The organism is Plantibacter sp. ME-Dv--P-095 (assembly GCF_030209365.1).
Taxonomy (GTDB): Bacteria; Actinomycetota; Actinomycetes; order Actinomycetales; family Microbacteriaceae; genus Plantibacter.
Genome location: NZ_JARVSB010000009.1, coordinates 570,832 through 595,355, shown reverse-complemented (window position 1 = coordinate 595,355; position 24,524 = coordinate 570,832). Strand labels below are relative to the sequence as shown.

Sequence of the window (24,524 nt, the reverse complement as noted above, 5' to 3'; positions counted from 1 at the left end):
ACACCCGAGCCCCGACGCGCACTGCGACGGACGCGGCGCGGGCCGAAGCGCCCGCAGGGCGCCGCCGCCCTCACCGCGACGACGGTCAAGTACGCCTCGCTCATCATCGCGAGCCTTTTCGCCGTGGTCCCACTGGCCACGATCTTCATGCTCGCGTTCAAGACCGACCGCGAGCAGCGGACGACCGGGCCGCTCACCCCGCCGTCGAACTGGTTCAACTTCGACAACTTCGTCGTCGCCTTCGACCAGGGCGGCATGGTCACCGGCTTCCTCAACACCGCGATCATCCTGCTCGTGTCCGTCGCCGGGACGATCCTGATCGGCACCATGTCGGCCTATGCGCTCGACCGGTTCCGTTTCCGCGGACGGAAGCTCGTCATGGGCTTGTTCCTCCTGGCGACGCTTGTGCCGTCGGTCACGACCCAGGTGGCCACGTTCCAGGTGGTATCCGCACTCGAGCTGTTCAACACCCGCGGTGCGGCGATCCTGCTCTTCATGGGGACCGACATCGTCGCGATCTACATCTTCCTGCAGTTCATGCAGTCGATCCCCGTCTCCCTCGACGAGGCGGCGATGCTCGACGGCGCGAACCGATTCACGATCTACTGGCGCATCATCCTCCCGCTGCTGAAGCCCGCCGTCGCGACGGTGGTCATCATCAAGGGCATCGCCATCTACAACGAGTTCTACATCCCCTTCCTATACATGCCGTCGCAGGACCTGGGGGTGATCTCCACCTCGCTGTTCCGGTTCATGGGACCGTTCGGCGCCCAGTGGCAGATCATCGCGGCCGGGACGATCCTCGTGATCATCCCGACGCTCGTCGCCTTCCTCTTCCTGCAGCGATACATCTACAACGGCCTGACCTCTGGAGCAACCAAGTGAGCATCATCGACACCGCCACCGTCCGTCCCCTGACCACCCGCCTCCTGCACGAGGGGTGGAGTCTGCGTGCGGTCGGCGGGGCGATCCCCGAGGCCTTCGTCGGGACGAGCGTGCCCGCGACGGTACCCGGCCTCGTGCACACGGACCTCCTCGACGCCGGGCTCATCCCCGACCCCTTCCTCGACCGCAACGAGCACCTGGTGACGTGGATCGGATCGACGGACTGGGAGTACCGCACCACCTTCACGTGGGAGCCGGACGGCCACGAGCGGCACGACCTCGTCTTCGAGGGACTCGACACCGTCGCGACGGTGACCGTGAACGGCTCGGTCGTCGCGACCACGCGGAACCAGCACCGCACGTACCGTATCGACGTCGGTGCTGTCCTACGCGAGGGCGAAAACGATCTCGTCGTGCACTTCGCCTCGCCGATCGCCGCGGCGGACCTCGCCAGCCTCGAGATCGGCTACCGCCCCCACACCTACTCCCACCCGTTCAACGCCATCCGGAAGGCCGCGTGCAACTTCGGCTGGGACTGGGGACTCGACGCCGCCTCGTCGGGACTCTGGAAGCCGGTGAGTCTGCAGTCGTGGTCGACGGCCCGGCTCGCCTCGGTGCGCCCGGTCGTGACGGTCCACGGCAGCGAGGGCCGGGTGGCCGTGCACGTCGACGTGGAACGCGCCGGCGACGGTGACGCGGCGCTCGCGCTCACGGCGACGATCGCCGAGGTGAACGCCGATGTGGTGTTCCCTGCCGGCGCGGATTCCGTCGTGCTCGAGCTCGCCGTGCCGGACGTCGAACGGTGGTGGCCACGCGGGTACGGTGAGCAGCCGCTGTACGACCTCGACGTCGTGCTCGGGCAGGACGAGGCTCGCCTCGGCGAATGGTCGAAGCGGATCGGGTTCCGGACGGTCGCGGTCGAACTCGAACCCGATGCGGAGGGCACCTCGTTCCGCTTCGTCGTGAACGGCGAGGCCGTCTGGGTGCGCGGCGCCAACTGGATCCCCGATGACGCCTTCGTGACCCGCGTCGACCGCGCGCGGCTCGCCCGCCGGATGGACCAGGCCGAGTTCGCGAACCTCAACCTGCTCCGCATCTGGGGCGGCGGTTACTACGAGTCCGACGACTTCTACGAACTCTGCGACGAGCGCGGGATCATGGTGTGGCAGGACTTCCTCTTCGCCTGCGCGGCCTACGCCGAGGAGGAACCGCTGTGGAGCGAGGTCGAGGCTGAGGCGCGCGACAACATCACGCGCATCATGCCGCACGCGAGCCTCGTGCTCTGGAACGGCAACAACGAGAACATCTGGGGCTTCGAAGAGTGGGGCTGGGAGAAGCGGGTCCAGGGCCGCACCTGGGGCATGGGCTACTACCTCGACCTGCTGCCGCGGCTCGTCGCCGAGCTCGACCCGGCCGGCAACTACACCGCGGGCAGCCCATGGTCGGGCACGCCGGACATCCCGGCCAACGACCCGGACCACGGATCCGTGCACCTGTGGGAGCTGTGGAACCGCGTCGACTACCCCGCCTACCGCGACGTCTTGCCGCGCTTCGTGGCCGAGTTCGGTTGGCAGGGTCCGGCGACCTGGTCGACGATCGACCGGGCCATCTCGGACTCCCCGCTCACGCCGGAGTCGCCCGGCATGATCCATCACCAGAAGGCGACGGACGGGAACGACAAGCTGACCGACGGACTCGTTGCGCACCTGCCGCTGCCGGACGACACCGAGGACTGGCACTGGGCGATGTCACTCAACCAGGCCAACGCGGTGACCGTCGCGATCGAGCACTTCCGGTCGTGGAGTCCACGCTGCATGGGGTCGATCGTCTGGCAGCTGAACGACTGCTGGCCCGTCACGTCCTGGGCGGCCGTCGACGGCGACGAGCGCGCGAAGCCGCTGCTCTACGCCCTGCGACACGTCTACGCCGATCGGCTCGTGACCGTGCAGCCGCGAGGGGAGTCCCTCGTGGTCGCCGTGCTCAACGACGGCCCGGACGCCTGGGCGGACGACCTCGTCATCCGACGCCTCCGGTTCGACGGGACCGAACTCGCCTCGGTGCGCGTCCCCGTCGCCCTGGACCGACGCTCCTCGACGCTCGTCGAGATCCCCGAAGCGGTCGCGGTCGCGGGCTCGGCGTCTGACGAGGTGCTCGTCGCGACACTCGGGGCTGAGCGCGGCTTCTGGTCCTTCGCCGAGGCACGTGATTCGACGATCCCCGCCCCGCGGTTCAGCGCCGAGGTCGCCCGCCAGGACGACGGCTACGCCGTGACCATCGCCGCCGAGTCGTTCCTCCGCGACCTCACGCTGCTCGTCGACAAGCTGGACCCGGCCGCCGTCGTCGACGACCAGCTCGTCACCCTCCTGCCGGGAGAGCGCGTGACGTTCCACGTGCGGACCGAGGTGGAACTCGACGAGGACGAGCTCCTGTCGACCCGCGTCGTGCGCACCGCGAACCAGCTGGTCGAGGACTGGGCGCGGTGACCCTGGCGGACCGGACCGCTGGGCGGGATCCGTCGGGGTCGGTCGCGCTCGCGGTCGACCTCGGCGGCACCAAGGTGGAGGCCGCGCTCGTCACGGCCGAGGGCGTCCTGGTCGACGGCAGTGCGCACCGGGCGCCGACGGGGCCCGATGCCGGACGCCGTGCGCTGGAGGACGCCGTCGACCGAGTGGTCCTCGCTTCGGTCGCGCACCTGCCGGACGGTTCCGCGCTCGTCGGCGTCGGCATCGGTTCGGCGGGTCCCGTCGACCTCGGCCGAGGCACCGTGAGCCCGAAGAACCTCCCGCGACTGCACGGCTTCGACCTCCGGACACACGTCGCACGGCTGTTGCCGGACGCCCCGGTGGTGGTCCGTCTCGATGGCACCTGCATCGCGCTCGCGGAGCATTGGCTCGGAGCGACCCGCGGCACCGAGAACTCGATGGCGATGATCGTCTCGACCGGTGTCGGCGGCGGGATCATCCTGCACGGACGGCTGATCGCCGGCAGGAGCGGGAACGCCGGCCACATCGGCCAGGTACAGATCGCCTCCCGTATGCCGGGGGAGTCGGCCGACGACGCGACGCTCGAGCGCATCGCGTCCGGCCCCCGGAGCGTCGCTTGGGCGCGAACCCACGGATGGGACGGACACACCGGGGAGGAACTCGCCGTCGACGCGGCGGCGGGGGATCCCGTCGCGCGGTCCGCCGTCGTCCGTTCGGCCACCGCGGTCGGGCAAGCGATCGCGAGTGCCGCGACCCTCCTCGACATCGAAGCGGTCGCCATCGGCGGCGGGTTCACGGCCGTCAGCACCGACTACCTCGACCTGGTCCGCGCCGCGGTGCAGGACGCCATCGTCCTCGACTACGCGGCCGGCGTGGTCGTCACGGGATCCGCGCTCGACGGTGCGGGGCCGATCCTCGGCGCTGCAGCACTCATCCACCGACCGGAGGCACTCGGCCTCCCACCACACGACCCGATGCACCATCCCAGACGAAGGAGCCTGGCACGATGAACCGCACCCCGGACCCCCGCCCACCCCACCGCAACACGAGCGGCCGCCTGGCCGCCGGCATGGTCGCGGCGGCCGTCACCGCCGCGCTGCTTCCGGCGCTCGCGGCACCGGCCGCTGCCGCCCCGGTCGACTGGACCTCACGCAACACCTCGTTCGTCGAGCGTGACGGCTCCCGCCTCGTGCTCGACGGTGAGACCTTCCGGTTCAGCGGCCCGAACATCTACTGGCTCGGTCTCGACGAGAACGTGGGCGGGGTCGACTACCCGACGGCCTTCCGCATCGCCGACACCCTCGACGCGGCGGCCCGGATGGGTTCGACCGTGGTTCGGACACACATGATGACCTCGACGGGCCAGGACGGCGCGAACCCCCTGGCCATCATGCCGAGCCTCGGGCAGATGAACGAGGAGGCGTTCGCGACGATCGACTTCGCCGTCGCATACGCCGGCAAGCTCGGCATCCGGCTCGTGCTCCCGCTCACCGACGAGTGGGAGTACTACCACGGCGGGCATCGCGACTTCACGACCCCGTTCGGGCTGACGTCGGCCGACTTCTACACCGACGAGCGGCCGATCGCCGCCTACCAGGCCTACGTCGACGCGATCCTGCAGCGGACGAACGCGCTGACCGGCGTCCCGTACATCGAGGACCCGACGATCATGGCGTGGGAGCTCGGGAACGAGTTGGAGGGGATGACCGCAACGTGGATCGACCGGCAGGTCGCGTTCATCAAGGAACGCGCCCCACAGCAGCTCGTCGCGGCCGGTCGGCGATTCGACATCGACCCGGACACGCTCTCCGCGCCGGAACTCGACATCGTCGATGTGCACTACTACCCGCCCACCGCCGCACGCGTGTCGGCTGACGCGGCCACGGTCACCGCCGCGGGCAAGGTGTACCTGGCTGGCGAGTACGCCGCCACGGCTGCGAGCCCGGCACTCCTCGAACCGCTGGTCGCCGACCCGAACGTGACCGGCATGCTGTTCTGGTCGCTGTTCGGGAACAACGACCGTGGCGGGCTCGTCCCGCACGACGATGGATTCACGATCCATGCACCCGGTGCCACCGATGCCGAGCGCGCCCGGGTCTCCGCGATCACCGCCTACGCGGCCGCGATCGGTGCCGTGCCGGCTGCTCCCGCCGTCGGGACACCGCTCATCACGGCGGTCGACCGCGCGGACGGCATCAACACGATCCGATGGCGCGGGGCAGGCGGCGCGGTCTCATACCGGGTCGAGCGCTCGCTCGACGGGACCTCGTGGACCGCTGTGGACACCGGCGCGCTCCGAGCCGACGCCGGGTCCGCGACGGACTTCACCTCGCCGACGGGAGCCGTCTATCGCGTCGTCGCGATCGACGGGGCCGGAGCCGATGCGGCGCTGTCGGACCCGCTCGCGACCGAGACCGACACCCGCGTGCTCGTGGACCCGCTCGAGTCCTGGCTGCTCACCGAGGCGCACGACGGCACGACGATCGTTCCACGGGCGGATGGGACGAGTGTGGTCGCAGCCTCCGATGGAGCCAGCGTCACCTGGAAGCAGGACCGGCTCTCGGCGGCGTCGTTCATCGTATCCGGGTCGGTCGTGGTCGAGTCCAGTGCTGACGGTTCTGCCTGGGAGACCGCACCGTCCGAGGTCGGACCCGACGGCACGGTGGCCGCACGCGATCTGGTGGGGCCGTATCTCCGGGTGACGCTCGCCGCCGGCGCGACCGTCTCGCGAGCCACCATCTGGTCGGCGGTGGACGCCCCGAGCGGGCCACCGGCGGCGTTCGCATCGATCTCGCCCGCATCCGGCACCGTCGACGTGACCGCGACCCCGACCTTCACCTGGGAGCCGGCGGCAGGTGCGGCGTACTACCGCTTCACGCTTGCGGCGCAGGCCGACCTCGGGAACCCGGTCGTCGTCGTCGACGGCATCGGAAACCCCTCCATCACGCCGACGGTCGCCCTCACTCCAGGACAGCGGTACTGGTGGTCGGTCACCGCGGTCAACGGAGCAGGGGCGACCGCCTCGAGCACGGGAGCGGCGGACTTCCTCATGAAGCCCCTCCCGAGCGAGCCGCTCGTCGTCGAGGACTTCGAGTCCTACGCCGATGACGCCGCGTTGCAGGCCACCTACGTGCGGAATACCGGGGGCGGTGCGGTGACCCCGACGATCACGAAGAACCCGGACACCGGAACGCAGGCGATGACAGCCGCGTACGATCTCGCCGGTCCCGGATACGCCGGTGTCGTCCGCACATTCCAGACGCCACAGGACTGGTGGGGCTACACCGGGCTCGAGTTCTGGGTGCAGGGGACACCGGGCGACGACGTCACCGTACAGTTCGTGACGCGAGGGACCTACTGGGAGACGGTCGCGCCCATCGAGGGCGAGGGCTGGCAGCTGGTCGAGATCCCGTTCTCCGCCTTCGCCCCACCGGCGTGGGCCGGCGAGGCGGCGTTCGACCCGACCTCCGTCACCCAGATCGGGTTCTACCTCGGTGGCGAGGGCGCCGGCACCCTGCTGGTCGATGACATCGTCACGACGGTCGCGGCGGTGGAGCCGGAACCGGGCACGGGGCAGCCGGGCACGGGGCAACCCGGCGGAGCGGGCGGCACCGACACGACGGTGTCGACGGAAGACCTCGCCCGCACCGGCCTGGAGGCCACGCCCTGGATCGTCGGTGCGCTCGCGCTCCTCGCGATCGGTGGCCTGCTGCTGGCCCGCGGTCGCCTACGGGTGAGCTGATGGGGCTACACCGGATCACCAGCGACCCCAAGCGATACGCCTGGGGGTCGACGACGGCGATCCCGGAGATGCTCGGCGTGCCCGCCGACGGTTCGCCTCAGGCGGAGCTCTGGCTCGGGGCACACCCCGGCAGCGTGACCGAACTCGTCGGTCAGGATCGCGGTCTTCCGAGCAGTCTCAACGAGTGGATCGCGTCGGACCCCGACGCGGCTCTCGGTGGGCGTTCCAGGATGCCGTTCCTGCTGAAGCTGTTGGCTGCTGCGAGGCCGCTTTCCCTCCAGGTCCACCCCACCCCCGACCGGGCCAGGGCCGGGTTCGCCGACGAGGACTCGCGCGGCGTGCCGCTCGACGCGCCGCATCGGAACTACAAGGACGCCTGGCACAAGCCGGAGATCATCGTCGCTCTCCAGGACGGTTTCCGTGCCCTCTGTGGATTCCGGGCGGTCGAGGAGTCGCGCGAGTTGCTGACGCATCTGGCCAGCCTCGTCGACGTGCCGGACCGGGCGGTGCTCGAGGCGCTCGTGGCTCAGCTGGTCGACGAGGGGCTGGAATCGACGGTGCGGGCAGTGCTCGAACGACCGATGCCCGGCGCGGTCGCAGCCCTCGTCCGTGCAGCCGGTACCGGCGCGGTCGGCGAAGGTGCCGGGGACGATGACGGTCCGGCACGTTGGTCGGCCGAGCGCGAGCTCATCCTGCAGCTCGCCGAAGCGTACCCGGGGGACCCCGGCATCGTCGTCGCGGCGCTCCTCAACCTCGTGACCCTGCAGGAGGGTGAGGCGCTGTTCCTGCCCGCTGGGAACATCCACGCGTACCTCTCCGGTTTCGGGGTCGAGGTCATGGCGTCGAGCGACAACGTGCTGCGTGGAGGGCTGACGCCGAAACACGTCGACGTGCCGGAGCTCCTCGCCGTTCTCGATTTCGAGCCACTGCCGATCCCGTTCGTCGAGCCGATTGCGCGCACCGGCGGTGGGGTCGTGTACCCGGTGCCGGTCGACGACTTCCTCCTCGCCCGGATCGGTCCAGGGACGGCGACCGGCCTCGCTGGCGGTGAGGCGGCGGTGATCGTCGTCACCGCCGGGACGGCTCGGGTGGAACAGGGCACGGAGACCATGGTGCTCGAGCGAGGGACGGCGGTGTTCGTCTCACCGGGGCCGGACCCCTTCACGGTGTCCACGGACGGACGGGTGTTCGTCGCCACCGGCTGATCTGCCAGACCGGATCCCTGAACGCCATCCGCCTGCGACGAGCGTTCCCGAGACTCCTGGTCTGCATCGTCAGGCTCTGCAGGAGCAAGCGCTCGGCGCATCCAGGAGCCCGTGCGCTCGTCATGAGTAGCGACGAGGCCGCACGGACACGCGTGTGCTCGCGTCGATGACCACCGTCACGACGTCGACGGACCCAGGCACCGGAATGCGCAAGAGCAGCGCCTCGCCTGAGGATCGAGCCCTGCTGATCCGTCGCTGCATGAACCGAGCCACCGCCTGCGACGGCAGGTCATAGACCGAGCCCTCATGCACCAGCACCCACCGTTGCGCCATGGTCCCGCCCTCATCGTGTGTTCCGGAGCGTATGCCACTGCGGACGACCCCGCTACGGCATGGTGTCGGGAAGTCGGACCACTCGACGGGACGTGACCGGGGTACCTGAACATCGCATTCCATGCTCGCTGATCGCGCAACACCGAGCGGGCTACATACCGGACTTTCGTTTCGACGGTGCGCGAAGACATCATGACGTCCTCCTCTGGCGGTTCGATTCAGGCCGCGGAGAGCCAGTGCAGGACGCGGTCGTCGAACCACTCCGGGCGTTGGAGTGGGATGCCATGGCCGCAACCGTCGATGATCGAGCGTTCGCTCCCGGGCAGCGCTGCATGGATGGCGTCTGCCGAATCACGCATGAGACGTCGTTCCCGTCGTCCGACCATGACGAGCACACGCCCTCGGAACGCCGACCATCCCGCGGGCAGCTCGAACCTCAGGTTGTCGCCGACCGCGGCCGACAGCGTCGCCTTCGTGATACCGGCGCTGGTGCGGATGTACTCGGCCATCAGGTGAGGAGGGATGAACAGCTCTCGGGCCTGCAGCTTCGCGAACCATCGTCTGCGAGCCAGGGGAGCAGCGACTCCGAGCGCTCGCAAGGTGACGTTCGTGAACGGCATGGCCTTCGCCTGAGCGCTGACGACGATCACTTGGCTGACGAGCTCAGGATGCTCGGAGGCGAGTCGGATGGCGAGCTGGGCTCCGAGCGAGAAGCCGATCACGGTCGCCGGGCGTCCAGGCACCGTCGCGACGAGGAGCTGCGAGAGTGCAGCAACGGTCTCTGCATGGGAGACGTACGACTCGCCGGCCGAGCGGCCGTGGCCGGGGAGGTCGGGAACGAGAACGGCATGGCAGGGCTCGAGTGTTCCCCTCAAGGAGTCCCACATCCACCCGGCAACGCCGCCGCCGTGGAGCAGGAGCACGGGCGCTGCGTCGTCGAGGCCGGAACGGGTGGAGAACATGGTGTTCCCAACCCTGCCAGTCCTGCGACGCCGAGCGTCGCCGCCACGGCGACACCGGCGATGAACCCGAGCAACGACACAGCGCACGCCTTCGTCGCCTGCCGAGCCGTTTGCTGAACACCCCCCGGCTCGGTGCAGGTGAGGAGGATTTCGGGTTTGAACACCCGGCATCTACGTTTAGGGCTGGCGCCCACGGAAGGAACCGCAATGAGCATGGAAAGCGCGGCCTGGAGCTCGCTCTACAAGATCTCGTCCGCCAGGGATGGCAAGCACGGTTTCTCCCGTGAGTCCGTGATGCGGATCCTGACGTTCGCGGTGCCCTACCGGTCGAAGCTGGTGATCTTCATCACGCTTTCCATCGGGGGAGCCTTCCTCGCGGTCGCGACGCCAGTGCTCGCCGGCAAGGTGGTCGACGTCATCGTCGCCCGGGGAGCGGTCACGACCATCGTGTGGCTCGCCGCCGTCATCGCCCTCGTCGCTCTCGCGGATGCCGCCGTGTCGCTCGTGACGCGATGGTTCTCGGCACGGATCGGCGAAGGCGTGATCCTGGATCTGCGCACCGCCGTCTTCAACCACGTGCAGAAGATGCCGATCGCATTCTTCACCCGAACACGGACCGGCGCCCTGGTGAGCCGCCTCAACAATGACGTGATCGGCGCTCAGCAGGCCTTCAGCGGCACGTTGTCGGGCGTGGTCACGAACATCGTGGCCCTGATCCTCACATTGATCGTCATGCTCAGCACGTCCTGGCTCGTGACGGTCCTCGCCGTGATCATGCTCCCGATCTTCCTGATACCCGCGCGCCGCATGGGTCGTCGCCTCGCCGCGCTGCGCCGCGAAGCAGCTGACCACAATTCGGCTATGAGCACGCAGATGACCGAGCGCTTCTCGGCACCCGGCGCCACCCTCGTGAAACTGTTCGGCCGACCTGACGAGGAGGCCGAGGAGTTCCGCGTGCGCGCCGCCCGGGTGAGAGACATCGGGGTACGCACGGCGATGTTGCAGTTCGTCTTCGTCACCGCGCTGATGCTCGTCTCCGCTCTCGCCCTCGCGCTCGTGTACGGGCTCGGCGGCACCCTCGCACTCGCCGGCCAGCTCGACACCGGAGAGGTGGTCACCCTGGCGCTCCTGCTCACCCGGCTCTACGTGCCCCTGACCGGTCTCGCGAACGCCCGGGTCGAGATCATGAGCGCTGTGGTCAGCTTCGAGCGCGTCTTCGAGGTGCTGGATCTCAAGCCGCTCATCCAGGAGAAGCCCGACGCCGTCACCTTCCCCGAGGGCCCCGCGTCCGTCGAGTTCGACGATGTGCGTTTCGCCTACCCGTCCGCCGACAAGGTGTCGCTCGCCTCGCTCGAAGAGGTTTCGACGCTCGACACCCGCGGCGGTGACGAGGTGCTGCACGGCATCTCCTTCAGGATCGAGCCAGGTCAGACCGTCGCCATCGTCGGGACGTCCGGAGCCGGTAAGTCCACGATCGCCCAACTCCTCTCACGCTTGTACGACGTCGACAGCGGCGCCGTGCGCATCGGGGGTACCGACGTTCGCGACGTCAGCTTCGCCTCGATGCGGCACACCCTGGGCATGGTGACCCAAGACGGCCACCTGTTCCACGAGACCATCCTCGCCAACCTGCGCCTCGCCAGGCCGGAGGCATCCGACGACGAGGTGTGGGACGCCGTTCGCCGTGCGCGACTCGAGCCGCTCATCCGGTCGCTGCCGGATCAGCTCGACACCATGGTCGGCGAGCGCGGCTACCGGCTGTCGGGTGGCGAACGCCAGAGGATGACCATCGCGAGGCTCCTCCTCGCCCAGCCACGTGTCGTCATCCTCGACGAGGCGACGGCGGCGCTGGATTCGACATCGGAGGCAGCTGTACAGGCGGCGCTCAGTGAAGCACTCGAGGGCCGAACGGCGATGGTGATCGCCCACCGTCTCTCGACCATCCGCAGCGCAGACCTGATCCTCGTGGTTGAGGACGGTTCGATCGTGGAGCGGGGTACCCACGATGAGCTCCTGGCTCTGAGCGGCCGATACGAGGAGTTGCACCGCACGCAGTTCGCGGAGAACGCAGCCTTACCTGCAGGTGAAGAAGCGCTCAACGGGCCAGCGTCCGGTGGTTACCCTCAGAGGCGCCCTGTCGGCTGATCGGGGCTCAGTGGCGAGTGCATCGCCGTCCTCGGCTCGGACACCCCGACCGTCTCTCCTCAAGTCCCTCTTGACGCCGTCCGCCACCCTCGCCAGGATTCAGACACGATCGACGGCACCGGGCCGCCGGCACCATCGAGGGAGATGGCCCTGATGCCCACCATGATCTTCGTCAACCTGCCCGTCAACGATCTGGCCCGGTCACGGGAGTTCTTCGAGGCACTCGGGTACTCGATCAACGAGGGGTTCAGCGACGAGAACGCGGTGAGCGTGGTCATCAGCGACACGATCACGGCGATGCTGCTGACCCGGGAGTTCTTCGCGGAATTCACGAGCAAGACGATCATCGACGCCACCACTTCCACCGAGGTGCAGCTCGCGCTCAGCGCCGAGAGCAAGGGCGACGTCGATTCCATCTTCGAGACGGCCATCGCGAGCGGGGCGACACCTGCCGGCGAGCAGGACCATGGCTTCATGTATTCGAAGAGCTTCGACGACCTCGACGGCCACCACTGGGACTTCGTCTGGATGGACCCTGAGGCGGCCGCCGGCGGTGCACCGGAGATGACCGTCGAGGAGATGCGGGCGAACACGACGCACAGCTGAGCACGGTCCGCGGCCCTCGGGCCCGGTCAAGGCGTGCGGGCGCTCACCGTCGACGTGGTGGCCGCGGCGATGCCGAAGACCACACCAGGAGAAGCGCACATCCGGGGTGTTGTGGACGGCGTCGCCGACCACACGATACGTTTTCTCCATGGCTCCCGCACCTTGGAATCGACCCGGCGAATCGCCTCAGACTCGGCTGCTCCGCATCGTGATGTTCTGGACAGCCGTCGTCCTCGTCGTGGGAGTCGTCGCGATCCTCGTGAATCTCGTCCTCTGGTCGGCCGGTCTGGTCGGTCGCTGAGGTCGGGTCCCACCTCGTCGCCGCGGGCCGCATCAGCCTGCGCGCGCCCGGGTGATCACGGCGCTCGCGTTCGACTGCGCCGCGTGATCAGCCGAGCTCGGTGACGAAACCGATCGTGTTGCCGTCGAGATCGGTCAACGCGAAGAACTCGACGACACCCTCGAATCGTTGCACCTCGGTCACGGCCAGGCCGCGAGACAGCAGGTTCTGACGTTCCGCGGCGGCGTCCACGACACTGATGTTGACGGAGATGCCTTGTCGGCCGGCCAGCTCAGGATCCTCAGCCAACTGCAGCCAGAACGCTCCGAGATCGAACTCGGCGAGGTTGTCCATCGGGAGCTGGTCCGGCTCGCCGAGGTCGAAAGCAGCTCGATACCAACTGATCGCCTGCGTCAGGTCACGGACGGGCATTCCCACGGTCACCGCTCGTGCTTTCATGCGACCACGGTAGTGGACCTTGTCGCGCTCAGCACCGGAGAAGGGACAGCCAGTGGACTGACGAGCGACACAGCTCGGTAGGCGTCGCTTTCCGCCGCGTGCCGCCGACGGCTTCCACGAAACGTGAACAGTGGGTGAATCCGCCCGAGCACCCGTTGTCGATCCCGTGATCGAGGAGCAAGCTCGTCGCCGTGGACCCCATCATCCTGCTCTCGCTCGTCGTGATCACGGCGCTCGCCTTCGACTTCACGAACGGATTCCACGACACGGCGAATGCGATGGCGACCTCCATCGCCACCGGTGCGCTGCCGCCGAAGGTCGCGGTCACCCTCTCGGCGGTGCTGAACCTCGTGGGCGCGTTCCTCAGCATCGAAGTCGCGCTCACCGTCACGAACGCGGTCGTCAAGATCCAGGACTCGTCGGGCGCTCCCGATCCGGCGCTCCTCGAGGGAGGCGGCTCGGCACTCCTGCTCATCGTGCTCGCCGGGCTCATCGGCGGCATCATCTGGAACCTGCTCACCTGGCTCCTCGGGCTGCCGTCGAGCTCCTCGCACGCGCTCTTCGGCGGTCTCATCGGCTCCACGCTCGCGGGCCTCGGCCTGAACGGCGTGAACTGGGCCGGCGACGGTTCGAAGCTCGACGGCGTGGTCGGCAAGGTCATCCTCCCCGCCCTCATGTCGCCGGTGCTCGCCGGCGCGGTGGCCGCGATCGGCACCTGGCTCGTCTTCCGCGTCATCGGCAACCTCGCCCAGGGGCGTCTCCACCGCGGCTTCCGGATCGGGCAGATCGGCAGTGCATCGCTCGTCTCGCTCGCCCACGGCACGAACGATGCACAGAAGACGATGGGCGTCATCACCCTCGCGCTCATCGCGGCCGGCGGCTGGGACGACACCGAGTCGGTTCCACTGTGGGTGAAGCTCGCGTGTGCCCTCGCGATCTCGTTGGGCACGTACATCGGCGGGTGGCGGATCATCCGCACCGTCGGCAAGGGCATCGTGGAGTTGAACACGCCGCAGGGTATGGCCGCCGAAAGCTCCTCCGCGGCCGTCATCCTCGCCTCAAGCCACCTCGGCTTCGCGCTCAGCACCACCCACGTCGCGACCGGATCGATCCTCGGCTCCGGAGTCGGTCGACCGGGGGCGCAGGTGCGCTGGCGAGTGGCCCTCCGGATGGTCGTCGCCTGGGTCATCACGCTGCCGGCAGCCGCGCTCATGGGAGCGGTGATGTGGTGGGTCGGTCACCTCGTGGGCGGTGCGATCGGCGGAATCCTCATGGTCGCGATCCTCGCCGGCGTCGCGCTCTTCATCTACCTCCGATCCCGCCGCGACAGCATCGGATCCCACAACGTGAACGACGACTGGCAGGACGCCCCCGCCCGCTCGTCGCAGCAGACCGCAGCGTAAGGACGTCGGACATGTTCATGCTCTTCCTCGAAGCCGCCGCCCAGGTGGCCGTCATCGCGCTCGTGCTCGGCGCGGGGCTTCCCGCGCTCTTCGCGCTGGGTGTCCGCTCGTTCGCGGTCGCCGGAGGCGCCGGTTCCGACGACCGGAGCGGGTCCGGCACGCCCGCGCTCCCGCCGGCGCTGCTCCGCGCGATCGGCGTCCTGTGCTTCGCCGTCGTCGTCGCGGCGGTGCTGGTCGGACTCACGATCATCGTCGCCACCGGTTTCGGGCAGGAGGTCAGCTTCGACCACGTGTTCCCGACCTTCACCCCGAAGGGCTGAGCATGTCGGAGCAGAACGGCGGAGACGCGACCGGCGTCGAGGTCGCGAACGGTGGGTCCGGCGTGGTGGCGCGGGTCGTCGGCTGGCTCCGCGCCGGATACCCGACGGGCGTGCCCGAGCACGACTACGTGCCGCTGCTCGGCATCCTTCGACGGAGCCTCACCCCCGAGGAGCTGGACCAGGTCGTCGGCGGCCTGATCGTCGAGGCCGAGAACGCGGATGCCTCAGGCGAGCCGGTCGGCCACGATCGGCTGCGGGCGCGGGTCGAACAGCTCCTCCTCGGACCGGCGCTCCCGGAGGACCTCGTCCGGGTCTCCGCCCGGCTCGCGAGCGCGGGGTGGCCGCTCGGCAGCCCGGACGACGTCCGTGCGGAAGCGGCCGACCACACCGACGCCGGCGGAGATCGCGCGAACCTGCTCGGGGAGCGCGGAGGGCTGGTCGCCCGCATCGTGCGTTGGCTCCGAGCCGGATACCCCGCAGGACTCCCCGAGCAGGACTTCGTCCCCCTCGTGGCGCTCCTCCGCCGGCGGCTGAGTGACGCCGAGGTCGCCGAGGTGGGCGCCCGCCTCGCGGCGGAGGGCGACCCCTCGCTCAGCCGGGTCGACGTCGCCACGGCGATCGCCCAGGTCACCGCAGAGCTGCCGAGCGACGAGGACGTGGAACGTGTCCGCCGGTCCCTCGCCGATCACGGGTGGCCGAGCGACTTCGCGGTCTGAGGTGGCCGCATGCCCGGCCGCGGGAGTGGACGCCCCGAAACCGGTCGACGCCGGCTAATCGTCGAGGGCGCGGACGACGCGCGCGGGGGAGCCGACGGCGATCACCCCAGCGGGGATGTCCTTCGTGACGACCGAGCCGGCGCCGATGACGGAGTCGTCACCGATCGTGACCCCGGGGAGGACGGTGACGTTGGCTCCGAGCCAGACGTTCCGCCCGATGACGACCGGCGAGGGGATGAGGTCGGCCCGCTTGCTGGGCTGCATGCCGTGCTGGAGCGTGGCGATGACGGCGTTGTGACCGATCAGGCAGTCGTCGCCGATCGAGATACCGCCTTGGTCCTGGAAGCGGCATCCCGAGTTGATGAACACCCGGGCGCCGAGTCGGATGTTCTTGCCGAAGTCGGCGGTGAACGGTGGGAACAGCGTCACCGTCTCATCGACGGGACGGCCGGTCAGCTCGGCCAGCAGCTCCCTCACCCGGGCGGGTGGGTGATAGCCGGCATTGAGTTCACCGGCGATCCGGAGCGCTTCCTGGCTGGTGTCGTGCATGACCGCGTGCCCGGGGGAACCGCCTGCGATGGTCTCGCCGGCGTTCAGGGCGGCAAGGAGTTCGGTGAGGGTCATGAGTGCTCCGTGATCGGGGCCTCGGAGGCCCAGTTCGCCAGGAGTTGGAGGCGCTCGGCGGAGGGGGATCCGGGTTCGGCGGTGTAGACGAGGAGGCTGAGGCCGTCCTCGGCCGTGACGGCGAGTTCCTCGTAGGTGAGTGTGAGTGCTCCCACGATGGGGTGGTGGAACCGTTTGGTGCCGGATCCGTGTGTACGGACGTCGTGCGCCGTCCAGAGCCGGGCGAACGTCTCGCTGCGCGTGGTGAGTTCACCGACCAGATCCTGCAGGGTGCGGTCATGTGGATCCCGGCCGGCCTCGACCCGCATGATGCCGACGCACATCTGAGCGAACAGCTCCCAGTCGGGGTAGAAGTCGTGCGCTGCGGGGTCGAGGAACTGGAATCGCGCCAGGTTCGGGATCCTTCCGCCGGCTCCGATGACCGGCGAGTAGAACGCTGCACCGAGCGGGTTCGTCGCCACGAGGTTCTGGTGACGGTCCCGGACGAACGCCGGGCCCCCGGTGATCGCGTCGAGCGTGCGTTGCAACGCGACGCGGGAGGGCTGCTGGGCGTTGGCACGGCGCCGGTGGCGGCCGGATGTCGGGATGCCGTCGGCCGCACGCGCGAGATCGAGCAGATGCATCCGCTCCGTCTCATCCAGGAGCAGCGCCCGGGCGAGCGACTCCAGCACGGCGGCGGATGCGCCCGCGATGTCACCGCGCTCGAGCTTGGCGTAGTACTCGACGCTCAGGTCGGCGAGCATCGCGACCTCTGATCGGCGCAGTCCTGCCACGCGGCGGTTCGCGCCGGCTGTGAGCCCGACATCCGCGGGCGAGAGCCGCGCACGCCGTGACATGAGGAACTCACGCACCTCGGCCTTGTTGTCCATGCCACCCACCGTACGACGGTCCGTGCGGGTGTGGGATGCACTGGCAGTACACCGTTCGAGAGAGACTCCCTGCTTGCGCGAGATCGCGTTTCACTCGTGGTGTGACGTTCGGGCGCCTCCGTCCGGTGGACCGGGCAGGGCTCACTGTCCACCGTCGCCACGACCCATCCAGAGAAAGGACGATCATGCGCATCCTCCCCACGACCCCCACGGTGAAGAATCCTCCCGAGTGGTTCACCGGCGACGTGTGGCTCGACCCCGTCGTCGCTCCGCAGGACGAAGGCCAACGCCTGAGCGCCGGCCTGGTCAGGTTCAGCCCCGGGGCTCGCACCGCCTGGCACTCCCACCCGCTCGGCCAGACGCTCCGCATCATGGAGGGCACCGCGCTCGTGCAGGCGCGTGGCGGCGACGTGGTCGAGGTCCGCGCAGGGCAGACCGTGTACACGCCTCCCGGCGAGGAGCACTGGCACGGCGCAGCACCCGACAGTTTCATGACCCACCTCGCGCTCTGGGAGACCCCCGACGGCGACGACAGTGCCCACTGGGGCGATCACGTCACCGACGCCGAGTACGACAACCGCTGAAGCGCGATCACACCGCACCACACTGCACCGCACCACACTGCACGACCGACACGAGAGGAACGCTCATGCGAGCAACCCTGATGTACAACGCCGGCGACGTCCGCGTCGAAGACGTCCCCGAGCCCTCGATCCAGCATCCGACGGACGCGATCATCCGCGTCACCTACGCCTGCGTGTGCGGCTCCGACCTGCACCCGTACCACTCCCTCGAGGAGACCCCTGAAGGACGCCGGATGGGACACGAGGCGATCGGCGTCGTCGAGCAGGTCGGCGATGCCGTCGAACGCCTCGCCGTCGGGGACACCGTGATCGTCCCGTTCGCCTGGTCGGACAACACGTGCGCGTTCTGCCGTGACGGCGTGACCACCTCATGTGTGCACGGCGGGTTCTTCGACGGCGCGTCATCCGCGACCCAGGCCGAGCAGCTGCTGGTGCCCCAGGCCGACGGCACCGCGGTCGTCATCCCAGCGGGGACGGATGAGGCGTTGATGCCGTCACTCCTGACCCTCTCGGACGTGTACCTCACCGGGTACCACGCCGCACACACGGGCGGGGTCGAGGCCGGCAAGACCGTCGTCGTCATCGGCGACGGCGCCGTCGGCCTGTCCGCCGTTCTCGCCTCGAGCCAACTGGGCGCCGAGACGATCATCCTGATGGGCCGTCACGAGGCCCGCACCGACCTCGGCCGAGAGTTCGGCGCCACCCACGTCGTTGCCGAACGGGGCGACGCGGGTGTCCGGAAGGTGCTCGAGCTCACCGGCGGGGAGGGAGCGCACGTCGTGCTCGAAGCCGTCGGACACCTGCCCGCCTACGAGCAGGCCTACGGGGTGGTGCGCCCTGGCGGAACGATCTCGCGCGTCGGGGTCCCGCAGTACGAGGACGCGCCTGTCGGGTTCTCGTCGCTGTTCGGCAAGAACGCCACCCTGACCGGCGGCCCGGCGACCGTCCGCGCCTACATCGAAGCCGCGTTGCCACAGGTCCTCGGCGGGACGATCATGCCCGGCAAGGTCTTCGATCGCGAGCTGCCCCTCTCCGAGATCGCCGAGGCCTACCGCCTCATGGACTCCCGCGAGGCGCTCAAAGTGCTGATCCGCCCATAGTCGGCGCGACGCGCTCCAGCCGGATACGAGGCCGGACGAGGAACCGTCCGCATCCCTTCGCGTCGACGTCGGCGGTAGAATACGATCACTGGTCGAGTTTCGGCCCGAGAATGTGGGACAAACATGGCATGGTTCCTTGCTGACGTCGGCGCCGGGAAGAAGCGGGAGTTCTTCAACACCGAGAGCATCGTGAGCGTCTCGTGGGAGACCAAGCTGTACCGGGACGAGGACGTCGAGGGCTCAGAGGCCGTCGAGACCGTCTTCGTGGAACTCACCTTCATGAGCGGTGGTCGCCGAGACATCCGGCTGGGCGCCTACACCGACGACGCGAAGACCGAAGCGGCCATCGGCATGGTGCTCGGCTCGACCGCCGTTCTGGAACTCGTCTAGCGAGCCGTCACAGCGAGAGCATGCCCCGTCGGTCGTGGCCAGGATTCATCTGCCGGGCGTTGCGGGCGAACGGCTCCTGCTGCACGCTGGGTGCATGCGGGAGATGTTCGGGAGCCGGGGTGAGGTCATCGGTGCGCTGCTCGTGGTCGCGGCTGTGATCACGCTGTTCGTCGCCGCGTTCGCCTACGCCGCAGGCGACGAGCTCGCGATCCTCGTCGTGATCACCGCCTTCGCCGCCGGGACGATGGGCTTCGGTGTGCACATCGCGAGCCGCGAGGCCCGTTTCCGGCGCGACAAGCGCTAGCGATCGCAACACGCCTGATCGCGGCAGGGCTCAGAGCGTCGTGATCCGCAGGGTGCTCGCGTAGCCGTCGACCAGCGCGACCGACAGCTTCCAGTAGGCGTCTTCGATCGTGGCGCCGACCGCCCGATCCCCGTTCCCGTCCTGTTGCGGCAGCAGGAGCAGGACCGTGCCTCGACGGGTGCTGGCGACGGCGAGGGCATCCGGACTCGATTGGACGACACTGTCGATGAGCCGACTCACCAGCTCGTTCGCGTGCGCGACGCCGTAGGCGGTCTTGACCACCGGTAGGTCGACGATCTCGGCGGAGAGGATCACGGAACCGGGGTGCTCACGGTGGAGCACCTGGAGTCGACGGGCGGTCGTGAAGGAACCGGGGCCTCCGCTCGCACGCCGACTGGAGAGCTCTTCGACTCGCAGGAACACCAGGACCAGGGTGGTGACGACCACGAACACGAGGTTGATCACCGTCGTGATCTCGGTGTTGAAGGACCGCTCGAACACGCCGCCATCGGGGCCGTCGAGGCCGAAGATCACGGCCCGTGCCGCGCTGTAGGACGCGTGGAGGGCCTGCACGATGGTCATGGCCCAGCTCACGCGGAACGATCCGAACAGGCCCTTCCGCGATTCGATGGCGGTCAGCGCGGCGAAGAGGCTCAGGCCCAACAGTTTCGGGATGACACCCGCCCAGTTCGGGGCGTGGGGATCGGGGAGGAACGTCAGGATCGTCGCGATCAGTGTCACGGAGATGACCTGCCAGAACCGGACCCGTCGACCGTTGAACGCCTGGCAGCCCAGCCAGACGAACCCGACAGCACCCACCATCGCGCCGTTCCCCAACGCCACTGCCAGCGGCGGATTCCCCAGCGCCGTAGCGGCCAGATAGGACGCGGTGCAGAGCACGGCGAGCATCGAGGCCGTGAGCCAGAGGTTGATGTACCGGCCGGACAGCGACTGGCGGCTGTCGACGACGAACAGCAGCGCGCACGACCCGGCGACCATCACGGAGACGGCGAGCAACACGAAGGTCTCAGAACTCACCGGTCCTCCGCATCATCGCGCTCTCGCCCCTGGCCTGAACTCTAGTCCGCTGGCCCCGTCCAGTGTCGGCTGGACGGGGCCAGTTCAGGGTCGGCGGCCTCGCGGCGGGTCAGACTCCCATATCCGCGAGCCACTGCGACACGGAGCGGGGCGCGATCCCCAGTCGCTTCTGGGCGCTGGTCGACTCGTCGATCACGTCCGAAGGTTGGGTCAAGCGGTGGGTGTACATCGCGACGACCGGCTTGATCCCTTCCTCGCCGATCAGGACGGCCATCTCCGCGCCCATCTGTGCCGGGCTCTGCGCTTCGAACCGCACCTCACGGCCGAGGTGTTCGCCGAAGCTCTGGGCGAGGTCCGCGCCGACGAGGCCCGGTAGCGCGCCGAGATCGACGACTCCGGTGATGTCGGTGTCGGCGAACAGACCGGCGGCGACGTCTGCGACATCGAGGTGGGATGACCAGGAGACGGCGTAGTCCTCGCGGAGCGGGTACCGCAGCACGCCGTCGGTCCGGACGGCGCCGACGATGTGCGGAGCCAGCAGGTTCTCCAGGTACAACCGTGGTGCGACGACCGCCGTCGACACACCGCTTCCCTCGAGTCCACGGAGGAGCGTCACGATCGCGCTGGGGTGCTCGGCTGTGAAGTCGACCGGGTATCCGCTGGACGACACCACCACCCGCGCGGGCCGAGCCGAACTGATCGCGATGGCGATGGTCTTCGCCCAGGTCTGCAGCTGCTCGGGCGAACCGAGCGGCAGGTGCACGAAGACGCCGTCGACGTCCTCGTAGGCCTTGGTGAGTGTGGAGACGTCGTCCAGGTCGAGAGCGATCGCATTTCCAGCCGAATACGCCTGTGGGTTGCGGACGCCGGCCGTGACGGTGTGGCCGCGTTCGATGAGTTTGGCGGCGACGGGGCCGCCCTGGGCGCCGGTGGCGCCGTGTACGAGAATGTTCATGAGCCCAGTAGCGCACACCGGGCCCCGGTTACATCAAGGTAACCAGCCGGGTCAGAGGCCCCTTCGTGGCAGCTTCTCGGACTCCGGCGTCGAACCCGTTTCGTCCGAGCGTCTGTCGTCAAACGCGTCTCGTGCTCCCAGGACCTCTTCGATGTGCTGCTCGGCCCACAGACCCAGCGCCATCAGTGGCTCTCGCAGCGTCTGCCCGAGCGGTGTGAGCTCGTACTCGACTCGCGGCGGCATCTCGTCGAAGGCGGTTCGCGTGAGGATGCCGTCGCGCTCGAGGTCGCGCAGCGTGCTGGCCAGCACCTTCCCGCTGATCCCGCCGACCGCATGCCGGACCGTCCCGAAGCGCGCGGGACCCTCGCTCAGCGCGATCACGATCATGGCGGTCCACTTGTTCGCGATCCTCGCGAGCGAGGTCCGAGACGGACAGGTGTCCAGCATCACGTTCCATACGGGCGGGTTCGAGGTCATCGCGCTCCTTCGGTCGCTAGGAGGTACCAGGTTACTAGCGGTAACCGTACGGATGCCCGGCATACCCGACGATCCGACCCGCGCTGTACGAGGATTCCTGACGCCGGTAGGTTCGATGCATGGCTCAGGTGCAGAACATCCAGCGGTTCCGGAAGCTGGTCGATGAGCCCCTCGCCACCTGGCCCGGTGCGTTGGTCGTCGTCGTGGCGGTGTTGGGCGTCGGCTTCGTTGTGGGCGCGGCGTACGTCGGTCCGCTCGACGACTACTCGGAGGCGGAACTGGCGCAAACGCTGCCGATCCTGGTGACCTCGTTCGGGGCGTTGATCTTGGCTGGAGGGGTCATCGTTCAGCAGGTCGCGGGAGCGATGCAACTGCGGATAGCAGCCTGTGCGCGCGCGGTGGAACGTCTGTCCGAGCCGACGACCGCTACTCCGACAACGCCTGCCGACGATGCGCTGCTGCGTCGTTTCGCGGGGGAGCTGGAGGAGTACGTCGACACCGTCACACGGCTGCGCGGCCGTCTCGGTCTCGCCCGGAGGATCAGTGCGGGCCTCGTCTGTGCGGCTGGTGCGGTGCTCGCCGCGGGTGCGGTCCTGAGTGGCTGGGCGCTGCCCGTCCTCACCTGAGCCTGCACCGGCAGCAGCGTTCGCGGTACGTGTCAGTCGACGCTCCGCGTCAGGCGGTCATCTCGGGGAGGAGCGCGCGCGCCGCCGGGCCCCATCCGGTCGGATCTTCTTTCGGAGGGACGAGGAGGAAGGAGAACCAGAGCACGAGGAGGTTCCACCAGCCGGCCTCCGCCGTCGTCAGCGGGCGCTCGGATTCGTACCCCTCGCGGAGCCAGGTGTGGACATCGGGCGGGACCGGTCCCCAGTCTCGGAAACGGGTTCCGAGCATCACTGCCGATTGGGCCAACTCCATGATGGGGTAGTCGAATCGGGCTTCCTCGAAGTCCAAGACCGCCCTGAGGTCGTGTCCGTCGCACAGGATGTTCGAGGACCGGAAGTCCCCGTGGACGAGTTGCGGCGACAACTCCTCGGACGGCGCGCCGGCGAGGAACCCGAACATCTGCTCGCGCGCTGCGGGCGTCAGCGCACCCGAACGACCGGACTCCAGCCAGTCGGTGATCCGTGTCGCCAGCGGCTGGGGCTGGTCGGCGAACGCACCCACGTCCTCGATGCGCGGATAGTCGGCCAAAGCGAGATGCAGCTTCGCGAGGGCAGCCCCGGCCGCTCGGACCTGCTGTGGTTCCGCGATGTCCAGGAGGAGCCCGGTGATCTGGCGTTGTAGGCTCATCGACGTCCGCTCGCCGGTCTCCACCTGCACCCGCCCGTCGAGTGCGGGCACCGGTTCCGACACGGGCAGTCCCCGTTCACCGAGCCAGGCCGTGAGCTGGGTCAGTGCCGTCAGCCGAGGGAACTTCGTCGGGAGGACGGACCACTTCGCGAGGAACGGTCCGGACGACGCGCTGATCCAGGCCAGGGCGTTGTGGCCGCTCATCACGATCCGCGTGACCGATTCGACCTCGACGCCCCAGTGGTCACCGACGGTCGCGGCGACCCACCGGCCTGCCGCAGCGGCATCGTCGAGGCCGAACCGTGTGCTGATGACCTCCGCGGTATCGTCGTTCTCCCACAACATCTCCAGCAGCGGTGCGGCGACCTCGGTCATGCTTTCCCCCTTCGCAGCATGCGCCGAGCCTAGCTGCGCGACCCGGCTGCAGAGAGTCCGCGCGCGAGGATGTCCACGAGGAGTCGTGCGTACGAGCCGTCCGGGTCCAGGTCGGGGTCGAACACGGTGATCGAGATGCCAGCTGCACGAGGGGCGAGAACGCTGATGAGCTCGGTGAGCTGTGCGGCGTCGATGCCGCCGGGATCTGGGCTGTCCACCGCGGGCATCACGGATGGATCGAGGACGTCGACGTCGATCTGCACCCAGTAGGAGGTGCCCGCCACTTCGAGGGCGGCCGAGGTCGCCGCGGCCAGGCCGCCCGAGGCGAGCTCCGACGCGGAGACGACGTAGCCGAGCAGGGCACGTGCCTCCGCGGCGTGTTCGTCGTCGTCGCGATGCCCGAGGTGGGATGTCCGAACCGGCTCGAAGTAGGGGGCGAGCCCGTCGATGTCGGCGATCGCCGGCCAGTGCAGCCCGACGGCGGCTGCGAGGTCTTCTCCCGCCACACTCGCGCATTCGGCGCTGTTGCCCGGGTGTCGGAAGTCAGTGTGGCCGTCGACGTGGATGAGGCCGATGCGCCCGCGTCGCGCCGATGCGACTCCTGCGGCGAGCAGGACGCTGCAGTCTCCTCCGATGACGAGCGGCGTGCTGCCCGACGACCATGCGTCCTCGATCCGACCGGCGAGTCGTCGGGTGTGGTCGATGAGCGGATCCTGGTTGCGAACCCGTCCTGGGGCGCGGGTGTCATCGTCATCGACGTACCGGCCAGGCAGGATCACCCCGCCGTCTCGGGCGCCGAGCCACGCGAGCCGGCTGAACAGCCCCGCCTCGCGCAACGCCTCAGGGGCCTTCGCCGCGCCGGGCACGCTTCCGCGCTGCGGTGGTCGGAGGCCCAGGTTGGTCGGTGCGGACAGCATGGTGATCACTCGTCCATCCTGCCGTCGACCGCAGACACGGGCGGTGCGCCGCTGATCCG

General features: G+C 68.9%; 25 protein-coding genes. 16 read left to right on the top strand and 9 right to left on the bottom strand.

Translation table 11 applies throughout. From position 1 onward, the window contains the following. Positions 1–123 precede the first annotated feature (123 nt). Genes QRN26_RS14870 through manA form a run of 5 tightly spaced genes read left to right on the top strand, consistent with a single transcriptional unit; the run spans position 124 to position 8,315 of the window. Positions 124–885, top strand: coding sequence for a carbohydrate ABC transporter permease (locus QRN26_RS14870; protein ID WP_369796511.1), 762 nt, complete (start codon positions 124–126; stop codon positions 883–885). Next, positions 882–3,368: a glycoside hydrolase family 2 protein gene (locus tag QRN26_RS14865; protein WP_285037365.1), complete on the top strand. Its 2,487-nt coding sequence runs from the start codon at positions 882–884 to the stop codon at positions 3,366–3,368. Before QRN26_RS14870 ends, QRN26_RS14865 begins: the two co-directional genes overlap by 4 nt. Next, complete coding sequence (locus tag QRN26_RS14860; protein ID WP_285037364.1) at positions 3,365–4,378, top strand: ROK family protein; 1,014 nt, start codon at positions 3,365–3,367, stop codon at positions 4,376–4,378. The genes QRN26_RS14865 and QRN26_RS14860 overlap by 4 nt, the downstream gene beginning before the upstream one ends. Next, positions 4,375–7,110: a CIA30 family protein gene (locus tag QRN26_RS14855; protein ID WP_285037363.1), complete on the top strand. Its 2,736-nt coding sequence runs from the start codon at positions 4,375–4,377 to the stop codon at positions 7,108–7,110. The genes QRN26_RS14860 and QRN26_RS14855 overlap by 4 nt, the downstream gene beginning before the upstream one ends. Next, positions 7,110–8,315 (top strand): mannose-6-phosphate isomerase, class I, encoded by a 1,206-nt coding sequence (gene manA / locus QRN26_RS14850; protein WP_285037362.1) that lies wholly within the window; start codon positions 7,110–7,112, stop codon positions 8,313–8,315. The genes QRN26_RS14855 and manA overlap by 1 nt, the downstream gene beginning before the upstream one ends. A gap of 551 nt (positions 8,316–8,866) precedes the next feature. Here manA and QRN26_RS14845 read toward each other — a convergent pair. Then, on the bottom strand, positions 8,867–9,610 hold the full coding sequence (locus tag QRN26_RS14845) for an alpha/beta fold hydrolase (RefSeq protein ID WP_285037361.1): 744 nt from the start codon (positions 9,608–9,610) through the stop codon (positions 8,867–8,869). A 207-nt stretch (positions 9,611–9,817) separates the two neighbouring features. Between QRN26_RS14845 and QRN26_RS14840 the strand changes: the two genes are divergently transcribed. The 3 genes from QRN26_RS14840 (at position 9,818) to QRN26_RS14830 (ending at position 12,662) form a co-directional block, all read left to right on the top strand. Next, a complete protein-coding gene (locus tag QRN26_RS14840) occupies positions 9,818–11,755 on the top strand; it encodes an ABC transporter ATP-binding protein (RefSeq protein ID WP_285037360.1) in 1,938 nt (645 codons plus the stop codon). Positions 11,756–11,908: 153 nt separating this feature from the next. Further along, positions 11,909–12,361, top strand: coding sequence for a VOC family protein (locus QRN26_RS14835; RefSeq protein ID WP_157580509.1), 453 nt, complete (start codon positions 11,909–11,911; stop codon positions 12,359–12,361). 148 nt (positions 12,362–12,509) lie between these two features. Next, complete coding sequence (locus QRN26_RS14830) at positions 12,510–12,662, top strand: DUF2474 domain-containing protein (RefSeq protein WP_157580506.1); 153 nt, start codon at positions 12,510–12,512, stop codon at positions 12,660–12,662. An 87-nt stretch (positions 12,663–12,749) separates the two neighbouring features. Here the strand turns inward: QRN26_RS14830 and QRN26_RS14825 are convergent, their stop codons facing one another. Then, positions 12,750–13,100, bottom strand: a complete 351-nt coding sequence (locus QRN26_RS14825) for a VOC family protein (protein WP_157580503.1) — start codon at positions 13,098–13,100, stop codon at positions 12,750–12,752. Between the two features lie 191 nt (positions 13,101–13,291). Between QRN26_RS14825 and QRN26_RS14820 the strand changes: the two genes are divergently transcribed. From QRN26_RS14820 to QRN26_RS14810, 3 genes are read left to right on the top strand one after another with little or no spacing between them, the layout of a single operon-like run. Continuing rightward, positions 13,292–14,503 carry an inorganic phosphate transporter gene (locus tag QRN26_RS14820; RefSeq protein ID WP_056781333.1) on the top strand — a complete coding sequence of 404 codons (1,212 nt, stop codon included), beginning with the start codon at positions 13,292–13,294 and terminating at the stop codon, positions 14,501–14,503. 11 nt (positions 14,504–14,514) lie between these two features. Then, positions 14,515–14,823, top strand: coding sequence for a hypothetical protein (locus QRN26_RS14815; RefSeq protein ID WP_285037359.1), 309 nt, complete (start codon positions 14,515–14,517; stop codon positions 14,821–14,823). Positions 14,824–14,825: 2 nt separating this feature from the next. Next, positions 14,826–15,539 carry a DUF3349 domain-containing protein gene (locus QRN26_RS14810; protein WP_285037358.1) on the top strand — a complete coding sequence of 238 codons (714 nt, stop codon included), beginning with the start codon at positions 14,826–14,828 and terminating at the stop codon, positions 15,537–15,539. A gap of 54 nt (positions 15,540–15,593) precedes the next feature. On the opposite strand, the gene QRN26_RS14805 is transcribed toward QRN26_RS14810, so the two are convergent. Then, positions 15,594–16,163 carry a sugar O-acetyltransferase gene (locus QRN26_RS14805; RefSeq protein WP_285037357.1) on the bottom strand — a complete coding sequence of 190 codons (570 nt, stop codon included), beginning with the start codon at positions 16,161–16,163 and terminating at the stop codon, positions 15,594–15,596. Continuing rightward, positions 16,160–17,032 carry a helix-turn-helix domain-containing protein gene (locus tag QRN26_RS14800; protein ID WP_056781341.1) on the bottom strand — a complete coding sequence of 291 codons (873 nt, stop codon included), beginning with the start codon at positions 17,030–17,032 and terminating at the stop codon, positions 16,160–16,162. Before QRN26_RS14800 ends, QRN26_RS14805 begins: the two co-directional genes overlap by 4 nt. Positions 17,033–17,217: 185 nt before the next feature. Between QRN26_RS14800 and QRN26_RS14795 the strand changes: the two genes are divergently transcribed. From QRN26_RS14795 to QRN26_RS14780, 4 genes are all read left to right on the top strand, one after another. Beyond that, positions 17,218–17,616: a (R)-mandelonitrile lyase gene (locus tag QRN26_RS14795; RefSeq protein WP_056013255.1), complete on the top strand. Its 399-nt coding sequence runs from the start codon at positions 17,218–17,220 to the stop codon at positions 17,614–17,616. A 65-nt stretch (positions 17,617–17,681) separates the two neighbouring features. Further along, on the top strand, positions 17,682–18,716 hold the full coding sequence (locus tag QRN26_RS14790) for a zinc-binding dehydrogenase (protein ID WP_285037356.1): 1,035 nt from the start codon (positions 17,682–17,684) through the stop codon (positions 18,714–18,716). Between the two features lie 123 nt (positions 18,717–18,839). Further along, a complete protein-coding gene (locus tag QRN26_RS14785) occupies positions 18,840–19,106 on the top strand; it encodes a hypothetical protein (RefSeq protein ID WP_056781346.1) in 267 nt (88 codons plus the stop codon). Positions 19,107–19,200: 94 nt separating this feature from the next. Further along, positions 19,201–19,410: a hypothetical protein gene (locus tag QRN26_RS14780; RefSeq protein ID WP_285037355.1), complete on the top strand. Its 210-nt coding sequence runs from the start codon at positions 19,201–19,203 to the stop codon at positions 19,408–19,410. 30 nt (positions 19,411–19,440) lie between these two features. Here QRN26_RS14780 and QRN26_RS14775 read toward each other — a convergent pair whose 3' ends face one another. The 3 genes from QRN26_RS14775 to QRN26_RS14765 all read right to left on the bottom strand — a co-directional run bounded on the left by QRN26_RS14775 (position 19,441) and on the right by QRN26_RS14765 (position 21,880). Next, the gene (locus tag QRN26_RS14775; RefSeq protein ID WP_285037354.1) at positions 19,441–20,448 is read right to left on the bottom strand and encodes a hypothetical protein; all 1,008 of its coding nucleotides are present in this window, start codon (positions 20,446–20,448) and stop codon (positions 19,441–19,443) included. 109 nt (positions 20,449–20,557) lie between these two features. Next, a complete protein-coding gene (locus QRN26_RS14770; RefSeq protein ID WP_056013240.1) occupies positions 20,558–21,403 on the bottom strand; it encodes an NmrA family NAD(P)-binding protein in 846 nt (281 codons plus the stop codon). 51 nt (positions 21,404–21,454) lie between these two features. Continuing rightward, positions 21,455–21,880 (bottom strand): winged helix-turn-helix transcriptional regulator, encoded by a 426-nt coding sequence (locus QRN26_RS14765; protein ID WP_056013236.1) that lies wholly within the window; start codon positions 21,878–21,880, stop codon positions 21,455–21,457. A 128-nt stretch (positions 21,881–22,008) separates the two neighbouring features. Between QRN26_RS14765 and QRN26_RS14760 the strand changes: the two genes are divergently transcribed. Next, the gene (locus QRN26_RS14760; RefSeq protein ID WP_285037353.1) at positions 22,009–22,506 is read left to right on the top strand and encodes a hypothetical protein; all 498 of its coding nucleotides are present in this window, start codon (positions 22,009–22,011) and stop codon (positions 22,504–22,506) included. A gap of 49 nt (positions 22,507–22,555) precedes the next feature. Here the strand turns inward: QRN26_RS14760 and QRN26_RS14755 are convergent, their stop codons facing one another. Both QRN26_RS14755 and QRN26_RS14750 read right to left on the bottom strand, forming a co-directional pair. After that, the gene (locus tag QRN26_RS14755; RefSeq protein WP_056781362.1) at positions 22,556–23,548 is read right to left on the bottom strand and encodes a phosphotransferase enzyme family protein; all 993 of its coding nucleotides are present in this window, start codon (positions 23,546–23,548) and stop codon (positions 22,556–22,558) included. A 29-nt stretch (positions 23,549–23,577) separates the two neighbouring features. Next, positions 23,578–24,465: an arginase family protein gene (locus QRN26_RS14750; protein ID WP_285037377.1), complete on the bottom strand. Its 888-nt coding sequence runs from the start codon at positions 24,463–24,465 to the stop codon at positions 23,578–23,580. Positions 24,466–24,524 lie beyond the last annotated feature (59 nt).

What these genes read in the sequence shown, in the direction of transcription:
- QRN26_RS14855 (WP_285037363.1), top strand. Translation starts at nt 4,375, where the DNA reads ATGAACCGCACCCCGGACCCCCGCCCACCCCACCGCAACACGAGCGGC.
- manA (WP_285037362.1), top strand. Translation starts at nt 7,110, where the DNA reads ATGGGGCTACACCGGATCACCAGCGACCCCAAGCGATACGCCTGGGGG.
- QRN26_RS14845 (WP_285037361.1), bottom strand. Translation starts at nt 9,610, where the DNA reads ATGTTCTCCACCCGTTCCGGCCTCGACGACGCAGCGCCCGTGCTCCTG.
- QRN26_RS14840 (WP_285037360.1), top strand. Translation starts at nt 9,818, where the DNA reads ATGAGCATGGAAAGCGCGGCCTGGAGCTCGCTCTACAAGATCTCGTCC.
- QRN26_RS14835 (WP_157580509.1), top strand. Translation starts at nt 11,909, where the DNA reads ATGCCCACCATGATCTTCGTCAACCTGCCCGTCAACGATCTGGCCCGG.
- QRN26_RS14830 (WP_157580506.1), top strand. Translation starts at nt 12,510, where the DNA reads ATGGCTCCCGCACCTTGGAATCGACCCGGCGAATCGCCTCAGACTCGG.
- QRN26_RS14825 (WP_157580503.1), bottom strand. Translation starts at nt 13,100, where the DNA reads ATGAAAGCACGAGCGGTGACCGTGGGAATGCCCGTCCGTGACCTGACG.
- QRN26_RS14815 (WP_285037359.1), top strand. Translation starts at nt 14,515, where the DNA reads ATGTTCATGCTCTTCCTCGAAGCCGCCGCCCAGGTGGCCGTCATCGCG.
- QRN26_RS14810 (WP_285037358.1), top strand. Translation starts at nt 14,826, where the DNA reads ATGTCGGAGCAGAACGGCGGAGACGCGACCGGCGTCGAGGTCGCGAAC.
- QRN26_RS14805 (WP_285037357.1), bottom strand. Translation starts at nt 16,163, where the DNA reads ATGACCCTCACCGAACTCCTTGCCGCCCTGAACGCCGGCGAGACCATC.
- QRN26_RS14800 (WP_056781341.1), bottom strand. Translation starts at nt 17,032, where the DNA reads ATGGACAACAAGGCCGAGGTGCGTGAGTTCCTCATGTCACGGCGTGCG.
- QRN26_RS14795 (WP_056013255.1), top strand. Translation starts at nt 17,218, where the DNA reads ATGCGCATCCTCCCCACGACCCCCACGGTGAAGAATCCTCCCGAGTGG.
- QRN26_RS14790 (WP_285037356.1), top strand. Translation starts at nt 17,682, where the DNA reads ATGCGAGCAACCCTGATGTACAACGCCGGCGACGTCCGCGTCGAAGAC.
- QRN26_RS14785 (WP_056781346.1), top strand. Translation starts at nt 18,840, where the DNA reads ATGGCATGGTTCCTTGCTGACGTCGGCGCCGGGAAGAAGCGGGAGTTC.
- QRN26_RS14780 (WP_285037355.1), top strand. Translation starts at nt 19,201, where the DNA reads ATGCGGGAGATGTTCGGGAGCCGGGGTGAGGTCATCGGTGCGCTGCTC.
- QRN26_RS14770 (WP_056013240.1), bottom strand. Translation starts at nt 21,403, where the DNA reads ATGAACATTCTCGTACACGGCGCCACCGGCGCCCAGGGCGGCCCCGTC.
- QRN26_RS14765 (WP_056013236.1), bottom strand. Translation starts at nt 21,880, where the DNA reads ATGACCTCGAACCCGCCCGTATGGAACGTGATGCTGGACACCTGTCCG.
- QRN26_RS14755 (WP_056781362.1), bottom strand. Translation starts at nt 23,548, where the DNA reads ATGACCGAGGTCGCCGCACCGCTGCTGGAGATGTTGTGGGAGAACGAC.
- QRN26_RS14750 (WP_285037377.1), bottom strand. Translation starts at nt 24,465, where the DNA reads ATGCTGTCCGCACCGACCAACCTGGGCCTCCGACCACCGCAGCGCGGA.